We start from the raw sequence: 22,363 nt of genomic DNA on the forward strand, positions 1-22,363 counted from the left end.
GGGGAAACGATGGATCCGGTCAATATTCTGCTTGTAGACGACCAGCCGGCAAAGCTTCTGAGTTACGAAGTCATTCTGCAAGAGTTGGGCGAGAACCTCATCAAGGCCAGGTCCGGCCGCGAGGCGCTCGAACAACTGCTCAAGACTGAAATCGCCGTCATTCTCGTGGATGTCCACATGCCCGAGCAAGACGGCTTCGAACTCGTCGCCATGATCCGGGAACATCCGCGTTTCCAGAAGACGGCCATCATCTTCATCTCGGCCGTCATGATGGCCGAGCCTGATCGGCTTCGCGGTTATCAGGCGGGCGCTGTCGACTATATCTCCGTTCCGATAGTGCCGGAGGTGCTGCGCGCGAAGGTTCGGGTCTTCGTCGAGCTACACCGCAAGACCCGGGAGCTTGAGCGCCTCAACGCGCAGCTCGAGCAGCGCGTGTCGGAGCGTACGGCGGAGCTTGAAGCATCCGCGGCACAGCTCGTCGCTCTCAACGAGCAGCTTGAACAGCGCATCGAAGAGCGGACGCGGGAGCGGGAGGAGGCGCTGGCCCAACTCTTCGAATCCCAGAAACTCGACACGATCGGCCAGCTGACAGGCGGCGTGGCGCATGACTTCAACAATCTGCTGATGGCGGCCTTGGGGAGTCTCAACCTGCTGAAGAAGCGGCTCGGGCCGGATGATCGCAATATGCCGCTGCTCGACAACGCGATCCACGCGGCAGAGCGCGGCTCTGCGCTGACCCAGAGACTGCTGGCCTTTGCGCGGCGTCAGACCTTGAAGCCGGAGGCGATCGATATCGTCAAGCTGATGACTGATCTCAAGGATCTGCTGCAACGCGCGGTCGGCCCCGCGATCAAGCTCGAGATCGGCGCCGCGCCGGACCTTTCACCCGTGCTCGCCGATTCCAACCAGCTCGAACTCGCGCTGCTCAACCTTTATGTGAATTCGCGGGATGCCATGCCCACGGGCGGTGTGATCACCACCGATATCAGCGAGGCGACCGCCCAAGCCGGCATCGGCCCCGCGAACCTGAAACCGGGGCGGTACATCCGGCTGCGCATCTCCGATACCGGGACCGGCATGGACGGGGATACGCTTGCGCGGGCGACCGAGCCTTTCTTCACGACCAAAGGCGTGGGCAAGGGTACGGGTCTCGGCCTATCGATGGTGCAGGGCCTCGCGGCACAGTCCGGCGGGGCGCTGGAAATTGACAGCCAGGCCGGGCAGGGGACCGAGATCTGTCTGTGGTTGCCTGTCGCGGAAGGGCAGCCGCATCAGCAGCCAGTTCCCATGCCTGCCGTGCCTCAGGCCTTCAGCACCAATCTCCGCGTCCTTGTCGTGGATGACGACTTCCTCGTGGCAATGGGAACCGTCGCGATGCTGGAGGACCTCGGACACCGGACCGTGGAAGCAAATTCGGCGAGGGAAGCCCTCGATCTCCTTGCCTCGGGCGAACAGTTCGACGTTGTCGTCACCGATCACGCGATGCCGTCGATGACGGGGCTGGAACTTGCCGAGAAGATCTCCGAGAGCCATCCCGACATGGCAATCATCCTTGCATCCGGCTATGCCGAAATTCCGAATGAGGGCAAGCTGGCAAAGGGATTGATGCGGCTGCACAAGCCCTTCTCGCAGGAGCAACTGCAGCAGTCGCTTTCCTCGGTCGGGCCTTCGATCGCATCGGTGGCGTGATCCGCCTCAGTCCTCTGGAAAGATGGGTTCGCGAATGAAATGGCCGCCGTGATAGAGCGAGGCCGCATCGTCGCGGGGCGGGACCGGCATGGCGGCATCGATCTCGGCGCGGTAGGCCTCGGCATTGTCCTTCGGGCGCCAGCCGAGGAAGGCGGCGGCCGAATTGTCCCAGAGGCCGCGATCGTTGTCGGAGGCGCCGTAGATGATCGGGCAGCCGAGCAGCGGCGCGGTGAAGACGCGGTCTATCAGCGCCTCGAAATCGTCGAAGGACATCCAGGTCGCGAGCATGCGGTGGTTCTTCGGTTTCTCGAAGCAACTGCCGATGCGGACGATGGCTGTCTCCTGCTCGAACTTCTCGAAGTACATTCTGGCTAGTGCTTCCCCGAAGCATTTTGACACGCCGTAGAGGCTGTCCGGGCGCATCGGCGCCGACGCATCGATATGCTCGTCCTGGCGGTAATAGCCGATCGTGTGATTGGAGCTGGCGAAAAGGATGCGCGGGCGGCCATGGGCGCGGGCAGCCTCATAGAGGTTGAACAGGCCGGCAATATTGGCATTCAGGATCTTGGAGAACTTGTCCTCGACCGAAATGCCGCCGAGATGGATGATGCCGTCGCAGCCTTCGACCAGCTTCATCACGGCGGCTGCATCGCCGAGATCGCAAGTCATCTGCTCCTCATGCGCGGCGACGTCGGAAATCTCGACGATATCGGAGATGCGGACGGAACGGGCATGCCTGGCCATGCGCGGCCGCATGGCCTTTCCGAGGCCGCCGGCGGCACCTGTGATCAGCAGTCTGTTGAGCATGAGGTCTCCTCGAATATGCTGTGCGCTCACCGCGCGAAATTGGAACTTATCATACAGGTTGCTGGATTTGCGTCAACAAGTCGGCTATAGGACAGTGATCCAGCGTCGCATCCGCTATGACGATGCGACGGGATGGGAGGCAGGCATGGACAGCGCGACACGCAACGAGCAGACCGGCGGGACGCTATCGGCGCGTCTCGGCGATAGCCTACGCCGTGCGATTGTCGGCGGCCAGTTTCCGCCGGGCAGCAAGCTGCCGAGTGAATCTCAGCTGAGCGAGGCGCACGGGGTCAGCCGGACGGTGGTGCGCGAGGCGCTTGCCAGTCTCAGGGCCGACCGTCTGGTCGAGGCGCGACAGGGGGCAGGGGTCTTTGTGCTGGAGCCGCAGATCACTCCGCAATCGCCGCTGCTTTCGCTGCAAAATGTTGATCCGGAACGCGTTTCCTCGATGATCGAGGTGCTGGAGCTGCGCACGGCGGTCGAGGTCGAGGCCGCAGGGCTTGCCGCACTTCGCCGTTCACCGGCGCAAGAAGAGGCGATTCTCGGGCGGCACGACGCGGTCCGTGACTGCCTCAATGAGGGCGTGTCGAGCGCCGAGGCGGACTTTGCGCTCCATCTCGCCATCGCCGAGGCGACCAACAATCCACGCTTCCGCGACTTTCTCGCGATGATCGGCAAGAATGTCATTCCGCGCGCGGCACTGCATTCCGACGATCGAGAGCAGGATCAGGCCGCCTATATCGAGATGATCGATGCCGAACACAGCGCCATCGTTTATGCGATCTGCAACGGCGATGAAGAGGGCGCGCGCGAGGCGATGCGTCGTCACCTGCGCGGCAGCCAGGCGCGCTATCGGGCGCTTTTGCGCGAACAGCGCAAACCTGTATGACAAGTTATTGACAGATATAGCGTGAAGCTGTAGGACAAGCTTGCCGGAGGAGGCAAGGAGAGGAAGTCCCGCATCATGACACCGCAAGAAATCAAGGTGGCGCTCGGCGCCGGCCTTCTGTCGTTTCCCGTCACCCATTTCGACGACGAAGGCAGGTTCAACGCCGAGAGCTATCGCCGCCATGTCGAATGGCTTGCGGGTTTTCCGGCGCCCGTGCTGTTTGCGGCAGGCGGCACCGGCGAGTTCTTCTCCCTGACTCCCGGTGAAATTCCCACGATCGTCCGTGCCGCCAAGGAAGCGGCCGGCAAGACGGCGATCGTTTCGGGCTGCGGCTATGGCACCGAAATGGCGATCGAGATTGCGCGCTCGGCGGAGAAGGCTGGGGCCGATGGCATCCTGTTGCTGCCGCACTATCTCATCGATGGTCCGCAGGAAGGCCTCTATCAGCACGTCAAGCGTGTCTGCCAGTCGGTGGGCATCGGCGTCATGGTCTATAACCGCGACAATTCGGTGATCGGGGTCGATACTCTGAAGCGGCTGTGCGACGCCTGCCCCAACCTGATCGGCTTCAAGGACGGCACCGGCGATATCGGCCTCGTCCGCCAGGTTACGGCGACGATGGGTGACCGCTTGGTCTATCTCGGCGGCATGCCGACGGCGGAGCTGTTTGCCGAGGCCTATCTCGGCGCCGGCTTCACCACCTATTCCTCCGCCGTGTTCAATTTCGTGCCGCAGCTTGCCGTCGAATTCTACGCGGCGCTGCGCGGCGGCGACCGTGCCCGCTGCGAGACCATCCTCAAGGAATTCTTCTATCCCTTCATGGCGCTGCGCAGCCGCCGCAAGGGCTATGCCGTTTCGGCGATCAAGGCCGGCGTGCGGCTGCAGGGGTTTGCAGCCGGCAAGGTGCGGCCGCCGCTCGACGACCTGACGACGGAAGAAGAAGGCATTCTTGCCAAGCTGATCGAACCCTGGAAGCGCTGAGATGAAGATCGCTGCCATTAGAACGCATCTGCTCGAATACCGGCTCGGTGTGGCCTTCGAAAGCGCGTCGATGCGCTTCGACCGCCGCGCCCATGTGCTGGTCGAGATTGAATGTGATGACGGCACTGTTGGGTGGGGCGAGTGCCTGGGCCCGGCGCGGCCGAATGCGGCGGTGGTCGCTGCCTACGAGCCCTGGCTGATCGGCGCCGACCCGCTGGAGACCGAGAAGATCTGGGCACGGCTTTATAATGCACTGCGCGATCAAGGTCAGCGGGGGCTTACGCTGACAGCGCTGTCGGGAATCGACATCGCGCTCTGGGACATCAAGGGCAAGCATTTCGGCGCCTCGATCTCGATGCTGCTCGGCGGGCGTTTCCGCGAGAGCGTGAAAGCCTATGCGACCGGCAGCTTCAAGCGCGACGGTGTCGACCGCGTCGAGGACAATGCGGCCGAGACGGCGCGTTATCGCGCCGAAGGTTTCCACGCCTGCAAAATCAAGATCGGCTTCGGTGTGGATGAAGACCTGCGCGTGGCGCGGGCCGTGCGCGAGGCGATCGGGCCGGACATGCGGCTGATGGTCGATGCCAATCATGGCTATGATCCACTCGAGGCGATCCGCTTCGGCCGGGCGGCGGCGGAGCTTGGCATCGACTGGTTCGAGGAGCCCGCGGTGCCTGAGCATCTCGGATCCTATCGCGAGATCAAGGCTTCGCAGCCGATCCCGATCGCGGGTGGAGAGACCTGGCACAGCCGCTGGGGGATGCGCGAGCCGATCGAGACACGGGCGATCGATATCATACAGCCGGATATTTGCGGCGTCGGGGGTTTTACCGAGATCCGCCGCGTGGCCGACATGGCAGCGCTGCATGGCATAAGGCTCGTGCCGCATGTCTGGGGCACGGCGGTGCAGATTGCCGCGGCGCTGCAATTCATGGCGGCGATGATCCCGAACCCGGTGCGGGTCAATCCGATCGAGCCGATCCTGGAATTCGACCGCACCGAGAACCCGTTCCGCCAGGCGGTGGTGAAGACGCCGATCGAGCATGTCGATGGCGTGGTCACCATACCGAACGCGCCTGGTCTCGGCATCGAGATCAACCGCGATGCGCTCGGCGAATTCCGCATGAAGGACGCCTGACATGCTCGTCCGCACCCTGAAGGGTCCCCCTCCCAGGACGCCGCTTCCCCGCGGGGCAGTCGATGCGCAGATGCATATGTATCTGCCCGGCTTTCCCGCGATGCCCGGCGGCCCGGACCTGCCGGTGGGAGCGCTCCCGGATGCTGGGCAGTATCGATCGGCGATGAAGTGGCTCGGCATCGACCGCGTCATCATCACCCAGGGCAATGCCCACCAGCGCGACAATTCCAACCTCGTCGCCTGCCTGGCCGCGATGGGCGATGTCGCCCGCGGTGTGGCGGTGATCGATAGCACGACGACGGAGGCGGAGCTCAATCGCCTCTCGGCTGCCGGCATTGTCGGCGCCCGCATCATGGACCTGCCAGGCGGCGCTGTCGGGCTTGGCGAACTTGAAGCCATCGATGCCAAGGCAGCCGCGCGGGGTTGGATGGTCGCCGTGCAGTTTGATGGCACCAAGATACTCGAACATGAGAAGCGCCTTGCTGCTCTCAAGTCGCGCTGGGTGTTCGATCATCATGGGAAATTCTTCGGTGGCGTCGCCTCCGATGGGCCTGAGGTCGCTGCCGTCAAGCGGCTGATCGATCGCGGCAATTGCTGGTTCAAGTTCGCCGGCGCTTACGAATCCTCGAAGACCGGCGGACCGGATTTCGCCGATGTGGCGGCGGTCTCGAAGACCGTCGCGAACCATGCACCCGAACGCATCGTGTGGGGCTCGAACTGGCCGCACAATCTGGCGCGCCAGCAGTCGGACTATCCGGATGACGCGGCCCTTACAGACACCATTCTCGGCTGGCTGGCGGATGACCATAGCAGGCATCTCGCACTGGTCGAAAATCCCGAACAGCTCTTTGGACTAGCCCCATGGGAAGCCAGGGACTGAACGCATACGCGCCGGGATGAGGAGATTCCGGTTCGATAACAACAAGGAGGAGACTATGAGAATTCTACCCGCATTTTCTCTCGCATTCGGCCTGACGCTCGCGGCCGGCTTCGCTTCGGCCCAGGAAATCACCCTACGTTCGGCCGACATCCATCCGGATGGCTACCCGACCGTCGAAGCGGTGAAATACATGGGCCAGCTCGTTTCCGAGCGCACCAATGGCCGCATCAAGATCGAGGTCATGAACAATGCCGTTCTCGGCAATGAGAAGGACACGATCGAGCAGACCCGCTTCGGCGTCATCGACATGAACCGCGTCAACGCGGCGCCGTTCAACAATCTGGTACCCGAGACCGTCGTGCTCGGACTGCCGTTCCTGTTCCGCTCGACCGAGCATATGCACCACACTGTGGACGGCCCGATCGGCGACGAAGTGCTCGCAGCCTTCGAACCGCACGGTCTTGTTGGACTTGCCTTCTACGACTCCGGTGCCCGGTCGTTCTACACGACCAAGAAGCCGATCGAGAAGCTCGCCGACCTCAAGGGCATGAAGATCCGCGTCCAGCAGTCCGACCTCTGGATTGCCATGATGGACGCCTTCGGCGCCAACCCGACGCCGATGCCGATGGGCGAGGTCTATTCGTCGCTGGAAACCGGCGTGGTCGACGGAGCCGAGAACAACTGGCCGTCCTACGAATCGGCGCGCCACTACGAAGTCGCCAAGAACTATACGCTGACCCAGCATTCGCAGACGCCGGAAATCCTGGTCATCTCCAAGATCGCCTGGGACAAGCTGTCGCCCGACGACCAGAAGATCCTCAAGCAGGCGGCCAAGGAATCGACGGTCAAGATGCGCGAGCTCTGGGTCGCCCGCGAAAAGGCGTCCGAAGAGAAAGTGCGCGCCGCCGGCAACAAGATCATGACTGTCGACAAGAAGGAATTCTCCGACGCGATGAAGCCGGTCTACGACAAGTTCATCACCGATCCCAAGCAGAAGGACCTGCTCGAGCGAGTCCAGGCCGTTCAATAAGCGCGATCCGGGAGCCGGCGATTTCCGCCGGCTCCCGTCATTTTCCGCTTGCTCGGAAAAATTACCCGGAGGAAATCGAGAAATGTTGGGCTTCATGCGGGGCGTCCGGCCGGTACTCAACCAGGTCAGCAATGCGGCACTCTATGTCGCCGGCTTCGGCATGGTCGTGATGACGGTGATCATCGGCTGGCAAATCTTCGGCCGCCGTGTGCTCAACGACACGCCGACATGGTCGGAGCCGTTGTCGCTGCATCTCATGCTGTGGTTCATCCTGTTCGGTGCCGCGGTGGGCGTGCGCGAAAGCGTGCATCTCGGGCTCGACATCGTGCGTTACATAATGCCCGAACCCGTCCAGAAGCTCATGGATCTGACCAGCCTCGGCTTCATCGTGCTCTTCGGCATCGCCATGACCTGGTATTCGATCCTGCTTGCAGCCGGCACATGGAGCGCACCCATTCCCGTGCTCGGCTGGCCAGGCGGCGTAGATTTCTTCCCGATGATCGGCGGCGGCATCCTCATCACGCTCTTTTCACTCGAACGCTTCATCGATGTGGCGCTCGACCGGCGCATCGCGGCCGATGTCATCATCCAGGAGGTCGCGTGATGGCCTATGTCGTGCTCTTCGGCGCCTTCACCTTCTTCATGCTGATCGGCATGCCGATCGCCTTCTGCCTCGGCATCGCCTCGGTGGCGACCGTGCTTTACATGGGACTGCCGCCGGTTGTCGTCTTCCAGCAGATGAATTCCGGCATGAATGTCTTCGCCATGATGGCGATCCCGTTCTTCATCTTCGCCGGCGACCTGATGGTGCGCGGCGGCATTGCCGAGCGGCTGATCCGCTTCGCTTCCGGGCTTGTCGGGCATCTGCGCGGTGGTCTCGGCCAGGTCAATGTCGTGGCCGCCACGCTGTTCGGCGGCATTTCCGGCTCGGCCGTGGCCGATGCCTCGGCCGTTGGCGGGCTGATGATCCCGCAGATGGCGGCGCGGGGCTATGACCGGTCCTATGCGGTCAATGTCACCGTTAATGCGGCCATCATCGCGCTATTGATTCCGCCGTCGCACAACATGATCCTCTATTCGATCGCGGCCGGGGGTACGGTCAGCGTTGCCGATCTCTTCACCGCCGGCATCATTCCGGGCCTGCTGCTTGCGGTGGCCTTGATGGTGACGGCCTATGTCGTGGCCCGCCGCAAGGGATATCCGTCCGAGCCTTTCCCCGGCTTCCGCCTGCTGGGCTGGTACTTGATCGCCTCGATTCCCGGCTTGTTGCTGATCGGGATCATTTTCGGCGGCGTGCGCTCGGGTGTGTTCACGGCAACGGAGAGTTCGTGCATCGCGGTGCTCTATGCACTCCTTGTGGCGCTGCTCGTCTATCGAGAGCTCAACTGGCAGGGATTCATCGAGGCCGTGCTGGGCGCGGTGCGGACCACGGCGATGGTGCTTCTGGTCATCGGCACGGCCGCATCCTTCGGCTGGCTCATGGCCTTCCTCCAGGTGCAGACCTATATGGTCGCCGCCATCGGTGCAGTGTCCGACAATCCGATCATTGTGCTGCTGATGATCAACATTGTGCTGCTGCTGCTCGGCACGTTCATGGACATGGCCCCGCTGGTCATCATCGCCACGCCTGTACTGCTGCCGGTCGTGAAGGCCTTCGGCATCGATCCCGTTCATTTCGGCGTGATCATGATCCTCAATGCCGGCATCGGGCTCAACACGCCGCCGGTAGGAACCGTACTTTTCGTTGGCTGCGCGGTGGGCAAGATCACGATACGAGAGGCGATGAAGACGATCTGGCCGTTTTTCGGGGCGTCGATCGCGGTGCTGCTCCTGGTGACCTATATTCCCGCGCTTTCGCTCTGGCTGCCTGGCGTGTTCAAGTAGCCGCGTCGGCCGTACGAGACCGCTCTGCCTATTGCGGAACCCCGGAATTTCCGGGGTTTTGCGTGTATAGGGAAAGGGCGCTTGCAAGGCGATCCCGGATTGCTGCGGCAATGACGTGCAGGCTTCCAGCCTGCGTTGCGAATGTCGTATCTCTGTCACGCATGTGTCATGGCGGCTCGCTAAGGACGGGCCGTAACGTGAATTCCTAATCGCGCGAGGTCCCCCATGCGTAAGTTTATTTTCGCCCTCACCGCCGCCACCATGTTGGCCGGTGCTGCCCAGGCCACGACGGTCTTCCCGCTGGATCGTGCGACGATCCTTGCCGGCTCGCCTTTCGATTTCAAGGTCGAGCTCGACGGCGTCGTCAAGCCTGAAGACGTCAAGGTCACAATCAACGGCCAGGATGCCAAGTCGGTGCTCGGCGCCGATTACGAATTCATTGCCGACGAGAAGGGCAAGGACGACAAGAGCCTCGGCTCGGCGGTCATCCTGCGTGCCGCCAAGATCATGAGCGGTGGCCAATACACGGTCGAAGTCACCGCTGCCGGCCAGACCAAAGCCGTAACCTGGGATGTTTACACCACCTCGGGAACGACGCCCAAGGCCAAGAATGTGATCTTCCTGATCGCCGACGGCCTCTCCGTCGCCCACCGCACCGGTGCCCGCCTCATGTCCAAGGGCATGACCGAAGGCAAGGCCAATGGCCGCCTCAACCTAGACGACATCGAACTGCGCGCCTTCATCGGCACGTCGGCAACCGACTCGATCGCCACCGACTCCGCCAATACGATGTCGGCCTACATGACCGGCCACAAGAGTGCGATCAACTCGCTCGGCGTCTATGCCGACCGCACCCCGAACACCCTCGACGATCCGCGCGTCGAGACCATCGCGGAAGCCATCCGCCGCAGCTCGAAGAAGTCGATCGGCGTCGTCTCCAACGCCGAGATCGAAGACGCGACGCCCGCGGCCGTGATCGCCCACACCCGCAAGCGCGGCGACAAGGCCGAGATCGTCGGCATGTTCCTCGACACCAAGCCGGACGTGATCCTCGGCGGCGGTTCGGCCTACTTCCTCGGCAAGGACATTCCAGGCTCCAAGCGCAAGGACGACAAGGACTATATCAAGCTGTTCAAGGATGCCGGCTATGCGCTGGCGACCGACAAGACCGAGCTCGAAGCTGCTTCCAAGACCAATACCGGCAAGATCCTCGGCCTGTTCCACACCGGCAACATGGACGTGACGCTCGACCGCGAATTCCTCAAGAAGGGCTCCGTCGACAAGTTCCCGAACCAGCCGGGCCTGAAGGACATGACCAAGGTCGCGCTCGACGAACTCTCGAAGAATCCTGATGGATTCTTCCTGATGGTCGAGGCTGCCTCGGTCGACAAGATGTCCCATCCGATGGACTGGGATCGCGCCATTTATGACACCATCGAATTCGACCAGGTCATCGGAATGGCCCGCGAATTCGCCAAGACCCATCCAGACACGCTGATCGTCGTCACCGGCGACCACACGCATGGCCTCTCCATCATCGGCACGATCGACGATGAAAAGCCGGGCGACGACATGCGCGCGAAGGTCGGCGTCTATGCCGGTGCCGGCTTCCCGAACTATGAGGACAAGAATGGCGACGGCTACCCGGACAAGGTCGACGTAACGCGTCGTCTCGCCGTGTTCGCATCGAACTCCCCCGACTATTACGAGACCTTCCGCCCGAAGATGGACGGCCCGTTCGAGCCGGCCATCAAGAACGACAAGGACGAGTATGAGGCCAACCCGGCCTACAAGGACGTCCCCGGTGCCGTCCTGCGTGTCGGCAACCTGCCGAAGGAGAGCGACTCGGCCGTTCATACCGTTGACGATGTGGTTCTGCAGGCAACCGGCCCCGGTGCCGACGGCTTCAAGGGCTATATGGAGCAGAGCGACGTCTATCGCGTGCTCGTCGATGTGATGGCACTCGGCACACCGACGAACTAAGCTTGCTCGAGGTTTGAATTCCGGGCGGCGGCGCGTCGCCCGGAATGTCTGTTTCTTTAGCCAAGGAGAACGGATCCCATGCCCAAAGTCCTCGATCGCTCCAAATTCAGCCGTCGGTCCCTGCTCGGCATGATCGGCCTTTCCCCGCTCGTTGCGTTGGCGCGACCGTCCGCGGCAGCGGTCACTGCGCTCAGTTTCGACGATCTGTACGGCAAGATCAGCGTACTCGGGCTCGAATATTCCGAGAAGGTCAAGACGCTTGCGGGGCAGCAAGTCGAGATGAGCGGCTTCATGGCGCCGCCGCTGAAGGCCGAGGCCGCGTTCTTCGTGCTGACCGAAATCCCGATGTCGATCTGCCCCTTCTGCTCGACCGATTCCGACTGGCCGGACAATATCGTCGTGATCTATCTCGACGAGAAGCAGACCTTCGTGCAGCCCGGCACGCGCATCGACGTCGCCGGCACGCTGGAAGTGGGCTCATGGGCCGATCCCGAGACTGGTTTCCTCAGCCGCCTGCGCCTGCGCGGCGCAAGCTACCGGGTCGCCTGACCGCAATGCTGTCACTCAGCCTCGCCGAGGTCAGCATGTCGTATCCGGGTCTGGCGGCGCCGGTGCTGACCGTGGACAAGCTCACCGTGCGAGCCGGCCAGCATCTGGCGATTACCGGCGCATCCGGTTCGGGCAAGAGCACCTTCGTCAATCTGATCACCGGCCTGGAACGCGCCAGCGGCGGTGAGATCCGCTGGAGCGAAGTCGACATCGCCAAACTGTCCGAAAGCCGGCGCGATCGCTGGCGCGGGGCGAATGTCGGCCTGGTCATGCAGGAGTTCCACCTCTTCCCGGGCCTCACGGCACTCGACAACATTCTGCTGCCGGCGCGGCTCGCCGGGGCGATGATGTCGGAGCTTCGATCTCGGGCCCACGAACTTCTGGAGCGCACCGGTCTTTCCCGCCCGGGCCAGAGGGTCGAGACCATGTCTCGGGGTGAGATGCAGCGCGTTGCGGTGGCGCGGGCCCTGTTGCGTCGGCCCGGCGTGATCGTCGCCGACGAGCCGACGGCGAGCCTCGACATCGAGAGCGGTGAAGCGGTCGGCAAGCTACTGATTGAGCTGGCCCAGCAGGAGAACAGCACGCTGATCGTCGTGTCCCATGATGCCCGCATGATCGAGCGCTTGCCTCGCCACATCGTCCTCAGCATGGGCCGGGTGACCGGCGATGTCGATGCACTGGAGTCGGCCGCATGATCGGCTTCATACTTGCCGATCTCAAGAAATTCTGGCTCGGATCGGCCGTCCTGGTTCTGATCGTCGCGCTCGCGGTGGCGCTCGGGGTCGCGGTGACCTTGCAGGAGCGGGCGCTCCGCCTCGGCAGCGCGCGGGCGGCCGACAGGTTCGATTTGGTGATCGGCGCCGCCGGCAGCGAGAACCAGCTCGTGCTGTCCTCCGTCTTCCTCCAGCCGTCGCCGTTGCCGCTGGTGGATGGTTCGGTGCTGCACAAGCTGTCGGTCGATCCGCGCGTCGCCTGGGTCGCCCCGGTCGGCTTCGGCGACAGCTATGTCGGCTATCCCGTGGTCGGTACGGCATCGGCGCTGGTCGTGAATTTCGGCGATGGACTCGCCGAGGGCAAGGTCTTCGCACGGGAAGGCGAGGCCGTGATCGGCGCGAGTGTCGAGCTCACAATCGGCGACGAGATCAAGCCGATGCATGGCAATGTCGAGGAGGGTGGGCATACCCATACCGAGCTCGCCTATCGTGTCGTGGGAAGGCTGAAGCCGACCGGGACTGCCTGGGACCGTGCCATTCTCGTGCCGATCCAGGCGGTCTGGCACATCCACGGGCTGGGCAAGCATGAAGGGAGTCACGAAGAGGGGCATGATCAGGCGGCGGAAGAGGCGGAGCATGACGCAGAGGCTCACGCGGATGCGCCTGTCGACGAGCATTGGCAGGACGACGTCCCCGGCCTGCCGGCCATTCTCGTCAAGCCGAAGACGATCGCCGATGCCTACAAGCTGCGGCAGGAATACCGCAAGGGCGCGACGCTGGCAGTCTTTCCCGCCGAGGTTATGACCCGGCTTTACGCGACGCTGGGAGACGCAAAACGCGTGCTGTTTGCGATCGCGATCGGATCGCAGATCCTGGTGGCGGCATCGCTTCTGCTGGTGACTGTGATGCATGTCGGCCAGAGGCGCAGGCAGATCGGCGCGCTTCGCGCCTTCGGGGCGCCACGCGGTGCCTTGTTCGCCATCGTCTGGTTCGAGCTCTTCGTGCTGGTTGCGCTCGGTGCTTTTGCGGGCTTCGGGCTGGGCTATGCGGCGGCGCTGGCGATATCGGGCCTGGTGGCCGATGGCAGCGGCGTCGCGATGCCTGTTGGCTTCCTTCGCGAGGACATTGGCCTTGCGGTGATCTTGCTGGGTTTTGGGGCCGTCATCAGCACAGTTCCGGCCATGCTTGCTTATCGCCAATCGCCCGCCTCCGCACTCAGAGGATGAGTGATGCCATTTCACACAATTGCCGCGTCGATCTTTTTCGCAAGCTTCGCTCCTGAAACGATAGATGGCGTGTTTTGCACAGCGTCAAAAATTGACGCGACTTGATATTGTGGTCATTGTCGAGAGATCGCGGCCGGAGCGGACCGGGGTCAAAAACAGGGGAAACTAATATGAGTAATGAACTGGATTTCCTGAGCAAGCGCGTGGCTTTGGGCAAATTGAGCCGGCGTGATTTTCTTGGCCGTGCGGCTGCACTCGGCGTCAGCGCCACGATGGCGAACGGCCTGATCGCCACGGCCGTCAAGGCCGCAGGTCCGGTAAAGGGCGGCACACTCAAGGCCGGTATGCAAGGCGGCACCTCGACCGACAGCCTCGACCCCGCAACCTGGCAGAGCCAGGTTCCAGCCATGGTCGGCTGGCAGTTCGGCGATGGCCTGGTGACGCTGTCGCCCACCGGCGAACTCGTGCCGCGCGTGGCCGAGGAGTTTGGTTCGTCGCCGGATGCTAAGACCTGGACATTCAAGATCCGCAAGGGCGTGACCTTCCACAACGGCAAGGACGTGACCCCCGCGGACGTGCTGGCGACGCTCGAGCGTCATTCCGACGAGAAATCGAAGTCCGGCGCGCTCGGCCTGATGACCGGCATCGCCTCCATGAAGGTGGACGGTGACACCGTCGTGATCGGCCTCAAGGAAGCCAATGCCGACCTTCCCTACCTGATGGGTGACTACCACCTGATGATCCAGCCGAACGGCGGCAAGGACAACCCGACGGAAGGCATTTCCTGCGGTCCCTACAAGATCGTCTCCAACGAGCCGGGCGTGCGGCACGTGATGGAGAAATATGACGGCTACTACAATGCCGATCTCGGCCATGCCTCGACGATCGAGATCATCGTCATCAACGACGCGACGGCGCGCATTTCGGCACTGCAGAGCGGCCAGGTCAACATGATCAACCGCGTCGAGCCGAAGATCGTCGAACTCATCAAGCGCGTTCCCGGCGTGACCATCCGCACCGCATCGGGCCGTGGTCACTATGTCTTCATCAACCATTGCAACACCGCGCCGTTCGACAATGTCGACCTGCGCCTTGCACTGAAATATGCGATGGACCGCCAGGAAATGGTCGACCGCATTCTCATGGGCTATGGCTCGATCGGCAACGATATCCCGATCAACAAGGCCTATCCGCTGTTCGCAGACGATCTCGAACAGCGCCCGTTCGATCCGGAGAAGGCAGCCGAGCATTACAAGAAGTCCGGTCACTCCGGCTCGATCGTGCTGCGCACCTCAGACGTCGCCTTCCCCGGTGCTGTGGACGCTGCCCAGCTCTACCAGCAGTCCTGCGCCAAGGCCGGCATCACCATCGAGGTCAAGCGCGAGCCCGGCGACGGCTACTGGTCGGAAGTCTGGAACAAGCAACCCTTCTCGACCTCCTACTGGGGCGGCCGCCCGACCCAGGACCAGATGTATTCCACCGCCTATTATTCCAAGGCCGACTGGAACGATACGCGCTTCTTCAACGAGAAGTTCGACCAGTTGCTGCTCGCGGCACGTTCGGAACTCGACAATGTCAAGCGCAAGGGCATCTATCGCGACATGGCGACCATCCTGCAGGCCGAGGGCGGCCTGATCGCGCCGATGTTCAACGATTACATCGATGCGACCGGCCCCGGCGTGGAAGGCTGGGTCGAAGACCCGAACTACGAACTGTCGGGCGGTTATGCCCTGCAGCGTTGCTGGCTTGCGGCGTGATCCGGGCGGACCGGACATGTCCTCGCCCATCGTAAGACTCATTGCCCAGCGCGTCGCGCTGGGCATCCTGCTGTTGTTTGCCGTCTCGGTCCTGATCTTCGCCGGCACGCAGATCCTGCCCGGCGACGTCGCGCAATCCATTCTCGGGCAATCGGCGACGCCGGTCGCGCTCGCCAATCTCCGCGAGGAGATGGGGCTCAACGACCCCGCCTATGTCAGATACGTCACGTGGTTGTGGGGCATCCTGCATGGCGACCTCGGCACCGCGCTCACCAGCAAGCTCGACATCGCTCACTCGATCGGCGAGCGCCTGGGAAACACGTTGTTCCTCGCCTTCTGGGCCGCCGTCGTGTCTATCCCGCTGGCGATCATTCTCGGCCTGCTTGCGGTGCGCTATCGCAATGGCCCGATCGACAAGCTGATTTCGGGCTTTGCGCTGGCCTCGACCTCGGTGCCGGAATTCTTCATCGGCTATGTGCTGGTTTATTTCTTCGCGGTAAAATTCCAGATTTTCCCCGGCATTTCGACCGTCTATGACGGCATGCCCTTTCTCGAGAAAATGAGGGCCATTGCGCTGCCCGCGACGGCGCTGACGCTGGTCGTGCTGGCGCATATGATGCGGATGACGCGGGCGGCGATCCTCAATGTCATGCAGTCGGCCTATATCGAAACGGCGGAACTCAAGGGGCTCACCGCCTTCGAGATCATCTGGAAGCATGCATTCCCCAACGCGATCGCGCCGATCATCAACGTCGTCATGCTCAACCTCGCCTTTCTCGTCGTTGGCGTCGTGGTCGTCGAAGTGATCTTCGTCTATCCCGGCATGGGGCAATATCTCGTCGACCATGTCGCCAAGCGCGACGTGCCCGTGGTGCAGGCTGTCGGGCTGATCTTCGCCGCCGTCTATATTTTCCTCAATGTCGTGGCCGACGTGGCGTCCATTCTCGCCAATCCGCGCCTCCGGCATCCGAAGTGAGGGCGGCGCCATGTTGAGACGTATTCCCGTTGGCGCGCTGATCGGCCTGGTCATCACAGCGCTCTTTTTCCTCGTGGCGATTTTCGCCCAGGTCATCGCGCCCTACGGCCTCGGCGAGATTGCCGGAGGTGTCTGGGAGCCGATGTCGGCGACGTTCCCCTTGGGCACCGACAATCTCGGCCGCGACCTACTCTCGCGGATGATCTACGGCGCGCAGACCACGATCCTTATCGCGGTTCTCGCGACGCTCCTGTCTTTCTCCATGGGTGCGATCCTCGGCTTCACCGCTGCAGTGGTCGGCGGCTGGTTCGACATGCTGATGTCGCGCTTCGTCGATTTGCTGATGGCGATCCCGACGCTGATCTTCGGCCTGGTGGTGCTCTCGGTGCTGCCGTCGACGCTGGCGACGCTGATCATCGTCATGGGTGTGCTCGATTCCACGCGCGTCTACCGCCTGTCGCGGGCGGTGGCGGTTGACCTCAACGTCATGGACTTCGTCGAGGCGGCCAAGCTCCGCGGCGAGGGCAAGTGGTGGGTGATCTTCGCGGAGATCCTGCCCAATGCACTCTCGCCGCTGGTTTCTGAATTCGGCCTGCGCTTCATCTATGCCGTACTCTTCCTCTCGGCGCTCTCCTTCCTCGGCCTCGGTGTTCAGCCGCCGGACGCGGATTGGGGCGGCATGGTCAAGGAAAACAAGGATGGCATCGTGTTCGGCATCCCGGCGGCGCTTATCCCGGCCGCGGCGATTGCTGCGCTTGCGATCTCCGTCAACCTCGTGGCTGACTGGATCCTGAACCGTACCACCGATCTCAAGGGAGGGCGCGGCAATGGCTGAGACGCTGCTTGAAATCCGCAACCTCCGGATCGAGGCGACCACTTATCCACCCGGCGAGGCGCCACGGAAAGTCACGATCGTCGACGACGTGTCGCTGACACTGGAAAAGGGCAAGGTGCTGGGGCTGATCGGCGAATCCGGTGCCGGCAAGTCGACGATCGGGCTCTCGCCGATGGGCTATGGCCGCGGCGGCGTTCGCATCACCGGCGGGGAGGTGATCCTCAACGGTCGTGACATCCTCAAGCAGGGCAAGAACGGCATCCGCACGCTGCGCGGCCATGAAGTCTGCTATGTCGCGCAATCCGCGGCGGCGGCTTTCAATCCCGCGCAAAGGCTGATGGACCAGGTCGTCGAGACCTGCCTCAAGCATGGCATCGTCAACCGCGCCGAGGCCGAGAAGCGGGCCATCGCGCTGTTCAAGAAGCTTAGCCTGCCCGATCCGGAGAATATCGGCCGGCGCTATCCGCACCAAGTCTCCGGCGGGCAGTTGCAGCGCGTGATGACCGCGATGGCGCTCTGCCCGGAGCCGGACCTCATCATCTTCGACGAGCCGACGACCGCTCTCGACGTGACGACGCAGATCGACGTGCTGGCGGCGATCAAGGAAGCGATCCATGCAACGGGTGTCGCGGCGCTCTACATCACCCACGATCTTGCTGTCGTGGCCCAGGTGGCCGACGACATCATGGTGTTGCGCCATGGCAAGATGGTGGAAAAGGGCACGGCGCACCAGATCATCAAGGAGCCGCAGCAGGCCTATACCCAGGCGCTGGTCTCGGTGCACCACATCGAGCATCAGGAGAAGACACCGACGGCGAAGCCGATCCTGTCGGTGAAGAACGTCACCGCCGCCTATGGCAACGGCGTCGTCAAGGTCCTGAAGAATGTTTCGGTTGACATTCATCCCGGCCAGACGCTGGCGGTGGTCGGCGAATCCGGGTCCGGCAAGTCGACGCTGGCGCGGGCGATCACCGGCCTCCTTCCACCACAACAGGGCGAGGTGATCTTCGACGGCCGCAAGCTTTCCAACAAGCTCGGCGACCGCACGAAGGACGATCTTCGGCAATTGCAGATGATCTATCAGATGGCCGATGTCGCGATGAATCCGCGCCATACCGTCGGCACGATCATCGGCCGGCCGCTGACCTTCTATTTCGGGCTCAGGGGTGCCGAGCGCGACAAGCGGGTCAAGGAACTGCTCGAGGAAATCGAGATGGGCACGGGCTTCATCGACCGCTATCCGGCTGAGCTCTCGGGTGGACAGAAACAGCGCGTCTGCATAGCCCGCGCGCTGGCCGCCAAGCCCAAGCTCATCATCTGCGATGAAGTGACCTCGGCGCTCGACCCGTTGGTGGCCAATGGCATCCTGAAGCTGCTGCTCAATCTCCAGCAGATCGAGCAGGTCGCCTATCTCTTCATCACCCACGATCTCGCGACCGTGAAGTCAATCGCCGATTCCATTGCCGTCATGTATCGCGGCGAGGTGGTGCGTTATGGGGCGAAGAGCCAGGTGCTGACGCCGCCGTTTGATGATTATACGGATCTGTTGCTGTCGTCCGTGCCGGAAATGGAGATCGGGTGGCTGGAGAAGGCCATTGCGGGACGGAAGATGGCGAGTGCGGGGAATTAGGGAATTTACCCCTCACCAAGTTCGTCCAGCCAATCGGCTTCGCCTCTTGGGGACGAACTATCCTCTCCCACAAGGGGAGAGGTAGACTCGCGGAGATGCCTCGCCGCTTGCGAGGCCGAGCTTGAGGCACCCTACCTCTCCCCTTGTGGGAGAGGATACGAAGGCCGGGTGAGCATTGCGAACCCTTGGCCGAAGTTGGTGAGGGGTGAAACCCCATCGAAAAATCAGAATTGAATACGAGGACACCATGCCACTCAAATCCAAACTCCTGCTCATCATACTCGATGGCGTGCCCTATCGCAATTTCCGCACCTATATGGGCAATCTCGAAGGCTGGGTGAAGAATGGCGACGCGCATGTCTGGAGGATGCGCTCGGTGCTGCCGTCGACCTCGGCCTGCTGCTATGCGTCCATTCACACCGGCGTGCCGCCGCAGGTGCACGGCATCCTGTCCAACGAGGTGCGCTTCCGCGTCGACATGCCGGATGTCTTTTCGGAAGTGACCAAGGCGGGAGGCAAGACGGGTGCGGTCACCCATTCCTACTGGTCGGAATTCTTCCGCAGCTACCCGTTCGACCTGGTCAACGACATGGAATATGACGAACCCGACGGGCCGATTACGCATGGCCGCTTTCACACCATGACCGGCTACAATCTCAGGAACCAGATGACGCCGAGCGATGCGGATCTGTTCGCCACGTTGACCATGCTGACGGAACGCCATGGCATCGACTATGGTATCCTGCACACCTGCACGCTGGATTCCATGGGCCACCGCTTCGGTCATGACACGCATGAAATGGACCATGCGCTCTTCGTCATGGATGCTCAGCTTGCTGCTTTCCTGCCGCGCTGGCTGAAGAACGGCTATGAGGTGATGGTCTGCGCCGACCATGGCCAGTCGCCACGCGGCCACCATGGCGGCCATGCCGACGAGCAACAGGATTTCGCGATGTATTATTTCGGCGAGGGCATCGGCCCCGAGCACGACACATTGCTCGATCAGTTGAGCCTGGCGCCGACCATCCTCAGTCGATTGGGTGTATCGCGGCCGGAGACGATGAAGGTCGAGCCGTTCCTGACGTAACCGGCAGGGGATGGGTCCATTCCTGGCGGCCGAGCATCTTGATCGAGTCCACGATGCGGCTGAAGCTTTCCCGGGCGCGGGCCACGGTGTGTCGTGCCCGGAGATAGCCATGGACCAGGCCGGCTTCCTCGTGCCACCACGCCTTGCCGCCGGCGGCCAGCATGCGGTCACGATAGGCCTCGCCGTCGGATGACAGCGGATCGCATTCGGCGGAGATGATCACCGTCGGCGGCAGGCCGGCAAAGTCGGGATCCGACAGCGGCGCGTAGGACGGATCGCGCGAATAGTCGCCGCCATCAGTACGGATGTCCTTGTAGAAGATCAGGTCGCGCATGGTCAGCATCGGCGCGTCGGCATGGGTCACGTAGGAGCCCTTCGTATGGTCGCCGCCGAGGCCGGGATAGATCAGCATCTGGCCGATCGGCTTCTTCGGATGTTGCCGGGTCGCATGCGCCACGGTCGCAGCCAGATTGCCGCCCGCACTGTCGCCGCAGAGGACGATGGGGATCGTGTAGCCCCTGGCGACCCATTCGAAGGCGGCCAGCGCGTCGTCGAACGAGGTGGGATGCTTGTGTTCCGGCGCCAGGCGATAGTCCACGGACACGACCTCGTATCCCGTGCGGCTACAGATCTCGGCGCAGATGTCGTCATGGCTCTCCAGCCCGCCCACGACGAAACCGCCGCCGTGATAATAGATAACCACCGCATGCGCATCGTAGTGCGTGGCGCGGTAGCGGCGGATCGGGATTTCGTGGTCGGGAAGGGCGATGGCCTTGGTTTCGGCCGAGATGCCATCGGGATAACCGGTGAAGAATTCCCGGCACATGCGATTGTAGATTTCTCGCTGCTGGTCGATCGTGTAGTCGATCGTCTCGGGCGGATAGAAGGAATTGGTGCGCTCGATAAAGGCCCAGGTCTCTTCGTCGATCAGGATATTGTAGTCGGTCATGCTTCACTCCGCTCGGCGGGCACGGCTTCAGACCGAAATCGGAATCCTGCCTGAACGAACCATACAGAATGACCTTGGCGGTGCAACGAGCGTTTCCGAAAGAGCCTGATCAGGCTGCGACAAGACGAGGTAGTCGCGTCCTGCAAGCAGAATAATGTGTCGGCCGGCAGGTTGTTGGGTATCCGGGCGACCTGCGGCCCGCGAACGTGCAGCACGCCTTTGGGCACGCCCGGCGTGCAGCCTTGCGGGCTCTCGAGTGTCTAGTTTAGAAAGCGCGGTTTTCGCGACGCAGCACATCGCTTGACACCCATTTTACCCCTCCATATGGTTTTTGAACCAAATGGTAAAAAAAGGGGAACAATCATGACCAAAGACATACTGATCTCCCGCCGTGCCGTCATCGCGTCGGGCATCGCGCTCGGCGTCTCCACGCTCGCTCCGATGGCCCGTGCCACGACCCCGCTCAAGGTCGCCGGCATCCATGCCTCGCCGGTCGAGAATGCCTGGAATTCCTGTCTCCATGCCGCACTGCAGGCCGCGGCCAAGGAAGGCGTCATCGAGTACGTGTTCTCCGAAGGTGTCTCCGGCACCGACTATCCCCGCGCGATGCGCGAATATGCCGAGCAGGGCAACAAGCTGATCATCGGCGAATCCTATGCCGTCGAGAAGGAAGCACGCCAGGTCGCGGCCGATTATCCGGACACGTCCTTCGTGCTCGGGTCGAGCGGCAACGAGGAGGGCGCCAATTTCGGTGTCTTCGGCACCTGGAACCATGACGGCGCCTATCTCGCCGGCATGCTGGCGGGCAAGATGACCAAGTCGAATGTCGTCGGCTCCGTCGGTGCGATCCCGATTCCTGAAGTCAACATGCTGATCAATGCCTTCGCCGCGGGCGTGAAGGCGGTCAATCCCGATGCCAAGCATCTCGTGTCCTTCATCGGCACCTTCTTCGATCCGCCAAAGGCACGTGAAGCGGGCCTCGCCCAGATCGATGGCGGCGCGGACATCCTGTTCGGCGAACGCATCGGCACTGCTGATGCGGCCAAGGAGCGCGGGATCAAGGCCGTCGGCTCGCTTATCGACTATACGCCGCGCTATCCCGACACGATCTTCGCCAATGCGCTCTGGGGCTTCCGACCGATCCTGAATGCCGCAATCGCCGACGCGCAGTCCGGCAAGCCGGTCGGCAAGAACTACACCGCCTTCGGCCTTATGAAGGAAGGCGGAAGTGACATCGTCTACGTCAAGGGCGTGGCACCCGCGGATGCGGAAGCAGCAATGGAGAAGGTTCGCGCCGACATCAAGTCGGGCGCCTTCGAGGTTCCGAAGAATATGGAAGAGCCGAAGTAGTTCGGCTCCG

20 protein-coding genes are annotated in these 22,363 nt (G+C 62.4%); 18 read left to right on the plus strand and 2 right to left on the minus strand.

Annotated features, from left to right (window positions below; all coding sequences use genetic code 11):
• Nucleotides 1-9: 9 nt before the first annotated feature.
• Nucleotides 10-1,689, plus strand: coding sequence for a response regulator (locus AC2YI2_RS28875; protein ID WP_487389989.1), 1,680 nt, complete (start codon nt 10-12; stop codon nt 1,687-1,689).
• A gap of 6 nt (nt 1,690-1,695) precedes the next feature.
• Here AC2YI2_RS28875 and AC2YI2_RS28880 read toward each other — a convergent pair whose 3' ends face one another.
• On the minus strand, nt 1,696-2,496 hold the full coding sequence (locus AC2YI2_RS28880) for an NAD-dependent epimerase/dehydratase family protein (RefSeq protein WP_487389990.1): 801 nt from the start codon (nt 2,494-2,496) through the stop codon (nt 1,696-1,698).
• Between the two features lie 145 nt (nt 2,497-2,641).
• Here AC2YI2_RS28880 and AC2YI2_RS28885 point away from each other — a divergent pair, with 145 nt between their 5' ends.
• From AC2YI2_RS28885 to AC2YI2_RS28960, 16 genes are all read left to right on the plus strand, one after another.
• A complete protein-coding gene (locus AC2YI2_RS28885; protein WP_487390028.1) occupies nt 2,642-3,385 on the plus strand; it encodes a FadR/GntR family transcriptional regulator in 744 nt (247 codons plus the stop codon).
• A gap of 75 nt (nt 3,386-3,460) precedes the next feature.
• Nucleotides 3,461-4,366, plus strand: a complete 906-nt coding sequence (kdgD, locus tag AC2YI2_RS28890) for a 5-dehydro-4-deoxyglucarate dehydratase (protein WP_487389991.1) — start codon at nt 3,461-3,463, stop codon at nt 4,364-4,366.
• Nucleotide 4,367: 1 nt separating this feature from the next.
• Entirely contained in the window at nt 4,368-5,504 is a 1,137-nt protein-coding gene (locus AC2YI2_RS28895; RefSeq protein ID WP_487389992.1) for a mandelate racemase/muconate lactonizing enzyme family protein, read from the plus strand.
• A 1-nt stretch (nt 5,505) separates the two neighbouring features.
• Complete coding sequence (locus tag AC2YI2_RS28900) at nt 5,506-6,384, plus strand: amidohydrolase family protein (RefSeq protein ID WP_487389993.1); 879 nt, start codon at nt 5,506-5,508, stop codon at nt 6,382-6,384.
• Nucleotides 6,385-6,439: 55 nt separating this feature from the next.
• A complete protein-coding gene (locus AC2YI2_RS28905) occupies nt 6,440-7,414 on the plus strand; it encodes a TRAP transporter substrate-binding protein (RefSeq protein WP_487389994.1) in 975 nt (324 codons plus the stop codon).
• 82 nt (nt 7,415-7,496) lie between these two features.
• Nucleotides 7,497-8,018 (plus strand): TRAP transporter small permease, encoded by a 522-nt coding sequence (locus AC2YI2_RS28910; RefSeq protein WP_487389995.1) that lies wholly within the window; start codon nt 7,497-7,499, stop codon nt 8,016-8,018.
• Nucleotides 8,018-9,298 carry a TRAP transporter large permease gene (locus tag AC2YI2_RS28915; RefSeq protein WP_487389996.1) on the plus strand — a complete coding sequence of 427 codons (1,281 nt, stop codon included), beginning with the start codon at nt 8,018-8,020 and terminating at the stop codon, nt 9,296-9,298. Before AC2YI2_RS28910 ends, AC2YI2_RS28915 begins: the two co-directional genes overlap by 1 nt.
• A 225-nt stretch (nt 9,299-9,523) precedes the next feature.
• Nucleotides 9,524-11,281: an alkaline phosphatase gene (locus tag AC2YI2_RS28920; protein ID WP_487389997.1), complete on the plus strand. Its 1,758-nt coding sequence runs from the start codon at nt 9,524-9,526 to the stop codon at nt 11,279-11,281.
• 78 nt (nt 11,282-11,359) lie between these two features.
• Nucleotides 11,360-11,830 carry a hypothetical protein gene (locus tag AC2YI2_RS28925; protein WP_487389998.1) on the plus strand — a complete coding sequence of 157 codons (471 nt, stop codon included), beginning with the start codon at nt 11,360-11,362 and terminating at the stop codon, nt 11,828-11,830.
• Nucleotides 11,831-11,835: 5 nt separating this feature from the next.
• Nucleotides 11,836-12,525 (plus strand): ABC transporter ATP-binding protein, encoded by a 690-nt coding sequence (locus AC2YI2_RS28930; protein WP_487389999.1) that lies wholly within the window; start codon nt 11,836-11,838, stop codon nt 12,523-12,525.
• Entirely contained in the window at nt 12,522-13,769 is a 1,248-nt protein-coding gene (locus AC2YI2_RS28935; RefSeq protein ID WP_487390000.1) for an ABC transporter permease, read from the plus strand. The genes AC2YI2_RS28930 and AC2YI2_RS28935 overlap by 4 nt, the downstream gene beginning before the upstream one ends.
• A gap of 170 nt (nt 13,770-13,939) precedes the next feature.
• Entirely contained in the window at nt 13,940-15,526 is a 1,587-nt protein-coding gene (locus tag AC2YI2_RS28940) for an ABC transporter substrate-binding protein (RefSeq protein WP_487390001.1), read from the plus strand.
• A gap of 16 nt (nt 15,527-15,542) precedes the next feature.
• A complete protein-coding gene (locus AC2YI2_RS28945; protein WP_487390002.1) occupies nt 15,543-16,502 on the plus strand; it encodes an ABC transporter permease in 960 nt (319 codons plus the stop codon).
• Nucleotides 16,503-16,512: 10 nt separating this feature from the next.
• Entirely contained in the window at nt 16,513-17,337 is an 825-nt protein-coding gene (locus AC2YI2_RS28950) for an ABC transporter permease (protein ID WP_487390003.1), read from the plus strand.
• Entirely contained in the window at nt 17,330-18,967 is a 1,638-nt protein-coding gene (locus tag AC2YI2_RS28955) for an ABC transporter ATP-binding protein (protein WP_487390004.1), read from the plus strand. The genes AC2YI2_RS28950 and AC2YI2_RS28955 overlap by 8 nt, the downstream gene beginning before the upstream one ends.
• Before the next feature lie 247 nt (nt 18,968-19,214).
• A complete protein-coding gene (locus AC2YI2_RS28960) occupies nt 19,215-20,054 on the plus strand; it encodes an alkaline phosphatase family protein (RefSeq protein ID WP_487390005.1) in 840 nt (279 codons plus the stop codon).
• On the opposite strand, the gene AC2YI2_RS28965 is transcribed toward AC2YI2_RS28960, so the two are convergent.
• Complete coding sequence (locus tag AC2YI2_RS28965) at nt 19,996-21,003, minus strand: alpha/beta hydrolase (protein WP_487390006.1); 1,008 nt, start codon at nt 21,001-21,003, stop codon at nt 19,996-19,998. The two genes, AC2YI2_RS28960 and AC2YI2_RS28965, sit on opposite strands and share 59 nt — an antisense overlap.
• A 363-nt stretch (nt 21,004-21,366) precedes the next feature.
• Here AC2YI2_RS28965 and AC2YI2_RS28970 point away from each other — a divergent pair, with 363 nt between their 5' ends.
• Complete coding sequence (locus AC2YI2_RS28970; RefSeq protein WP_487390007.1) at nt 21,367-22,353, plus strand: BMP family protein; 987 nt, start codon at nt 21,367-21,369, stop codon at nt 22,351-22,353.
• Nucleotides 22,354-22,363 lie beyond the last annotated feature (10 nt).

The organism is Rhizobium sp. SRI_017, assembly GCF_057586295.1.

Excerpts from the sequence above, each read along its gene's own strand:
- AC2YI2_RS28875 (WP_487389989.1), top strand. The coding sequence starts at position 10 with ATGGATCCGGTCAATATTCTGCTTGTAGACGACCAGCCGGCAAAGCTT.
- AC2YI2_RS28880 (WP_487389990.1), bottom strand. The coding sequence starts at position 2,496 with ATGCTCAACAGACTGCTGATCACAGGTGCCGCCGGCGGCCTCGGAAAG.
- AC2YI2_RS28885 (WP_487390028.1), top strand. The coding sequence starts at position 2,642 with ATGGACAGCGCGACACGCAACGAGCAGACCGGCGGGACGCTATCGGCG.
- kdgD (WP_487389991.1), top strand. The coding sequence starts at position 3,461 with ATGACACCGCAAGAAATCAAGGTGGCGCTCGGCGCCGGCCTTCTGTCG.
- AC2YI2_RS28895 (WP_487389992.1), top strand. The coding sequence starts at position 4,368 with ATGAAGATCGCTGCCATTAGAACGCATCTGCTCGAATACCGGCTCGGT.
- AC2YI2_RS28900 (WP_487389993.1), top strand. The coding sequence starts at position 5,506 with ATGCTCGTCCGCACCCTGAAGGGTCCCCCTCCCAGGACGCCGCTTCCC.
- AC2YI2_RS28905 (WP_487389994.1), top strand. The coding sequence starts at position 6,440 with ATGAGAATTCTACCCGCATTTTCTCTCGCATTCGGCCTGACGCTCGCG.
- AC2YI2_RS28910 (WP_487389995.1), top strand. The coding sequence starts at position 7,497 with ATGTTGGGCTTCATGCGGGGCGTCCGGCCGGTACTCAACCAGGTCAGC.
- AC2YI2_RS28915 (WP_487389996.1), top strand. The coding sequence starts at position 8,018 with ATGGCCTATGTCGTGCTCTTCGGCGCCTTCACCTTCTTCATGCTGATC.
- AC2YI2_RS28920 (WP_487389997.1), top strand. The coding sequence starts at position 9,524 with ATGCGTAAGTTTATTTTCGCCCTCACCGCCGCCACCATGTTGGCCGGT.
- AC2YI2_RS28925 (WP_487389998.1), top strand. The coding sequence starts at position 11,360 with ATGCCCAAAGTCCTCGATCGCTCCAAATTCAGCCGTCGGTCCCTGCTC.
- AC2YI2_RS28930 (WP_487389999.1), top strand. The coding sequence starts at position 11,836 with ATGCTGTCACTCAGCCTCGCCGAGGTCAGCATGTCGTATCCGGGTCTG.
- AC2YI2_RS28935 (WP_487390000.1), top strand. The coding sequence starts at position 12,522 with ATGATCGGCTTCATACTTGCCGATCTCAAGAAATTCTGGCTCGGATCG.
- AC2YI2_RS28940 (WP_487390001.1), top strand. The coding sequence starts at position 13,940 with ATGAGTAATGAACTGGATTTCCTGAGCAAGCGCGTGGCTTTGGGCAAA.
- AC2YI2_RS28945 (WP_487390002.1), top strand. The coding sequence starts at position 15,543 with ATGTCCTCGCCCATCGTAAGACTCATTGCCCAGCGCGTCGCGCTGGGC.
- AC2YI2_RS28950 (WP_487390003.1), top strand. The coding sequence starts at position 16,513 with ATGTTGAGACGTATTCCCGTTGGCGCGCTGATCGGCCTGGTCATCACA.
- AC2YI2_RS28955 (WP_487390004.1), top strand. The coding sequence starts at position 17,330 with ATGGCTGAGACGCTGCTTGAAATCCGCAACCTCCGGATCGAGGCGACC.
- AC2YI2_RS28960 (WP_487390005.1), top strand. The coding sequence starts at position 19,215 with ATGCCACTCAAATCCAAACTCCTGCTCATCATACTCGATGGCGTGCCC.
- AC2YI2_RS28965 (WP_487390006.1), bottom strand. The coding sequence starts at position 21,003 with ATGACCGACTACAATATCCTGATCGACGAAGAGACCTGGGCCTTTATC.
- AC2YI2_RS28970 (WP_487390007.1), top strand. The coding sequence starts at position 21,367 with ATGACCAAAGACATACTGATCTCCCGCCGTGCCGTCATCGCGTCGGGC.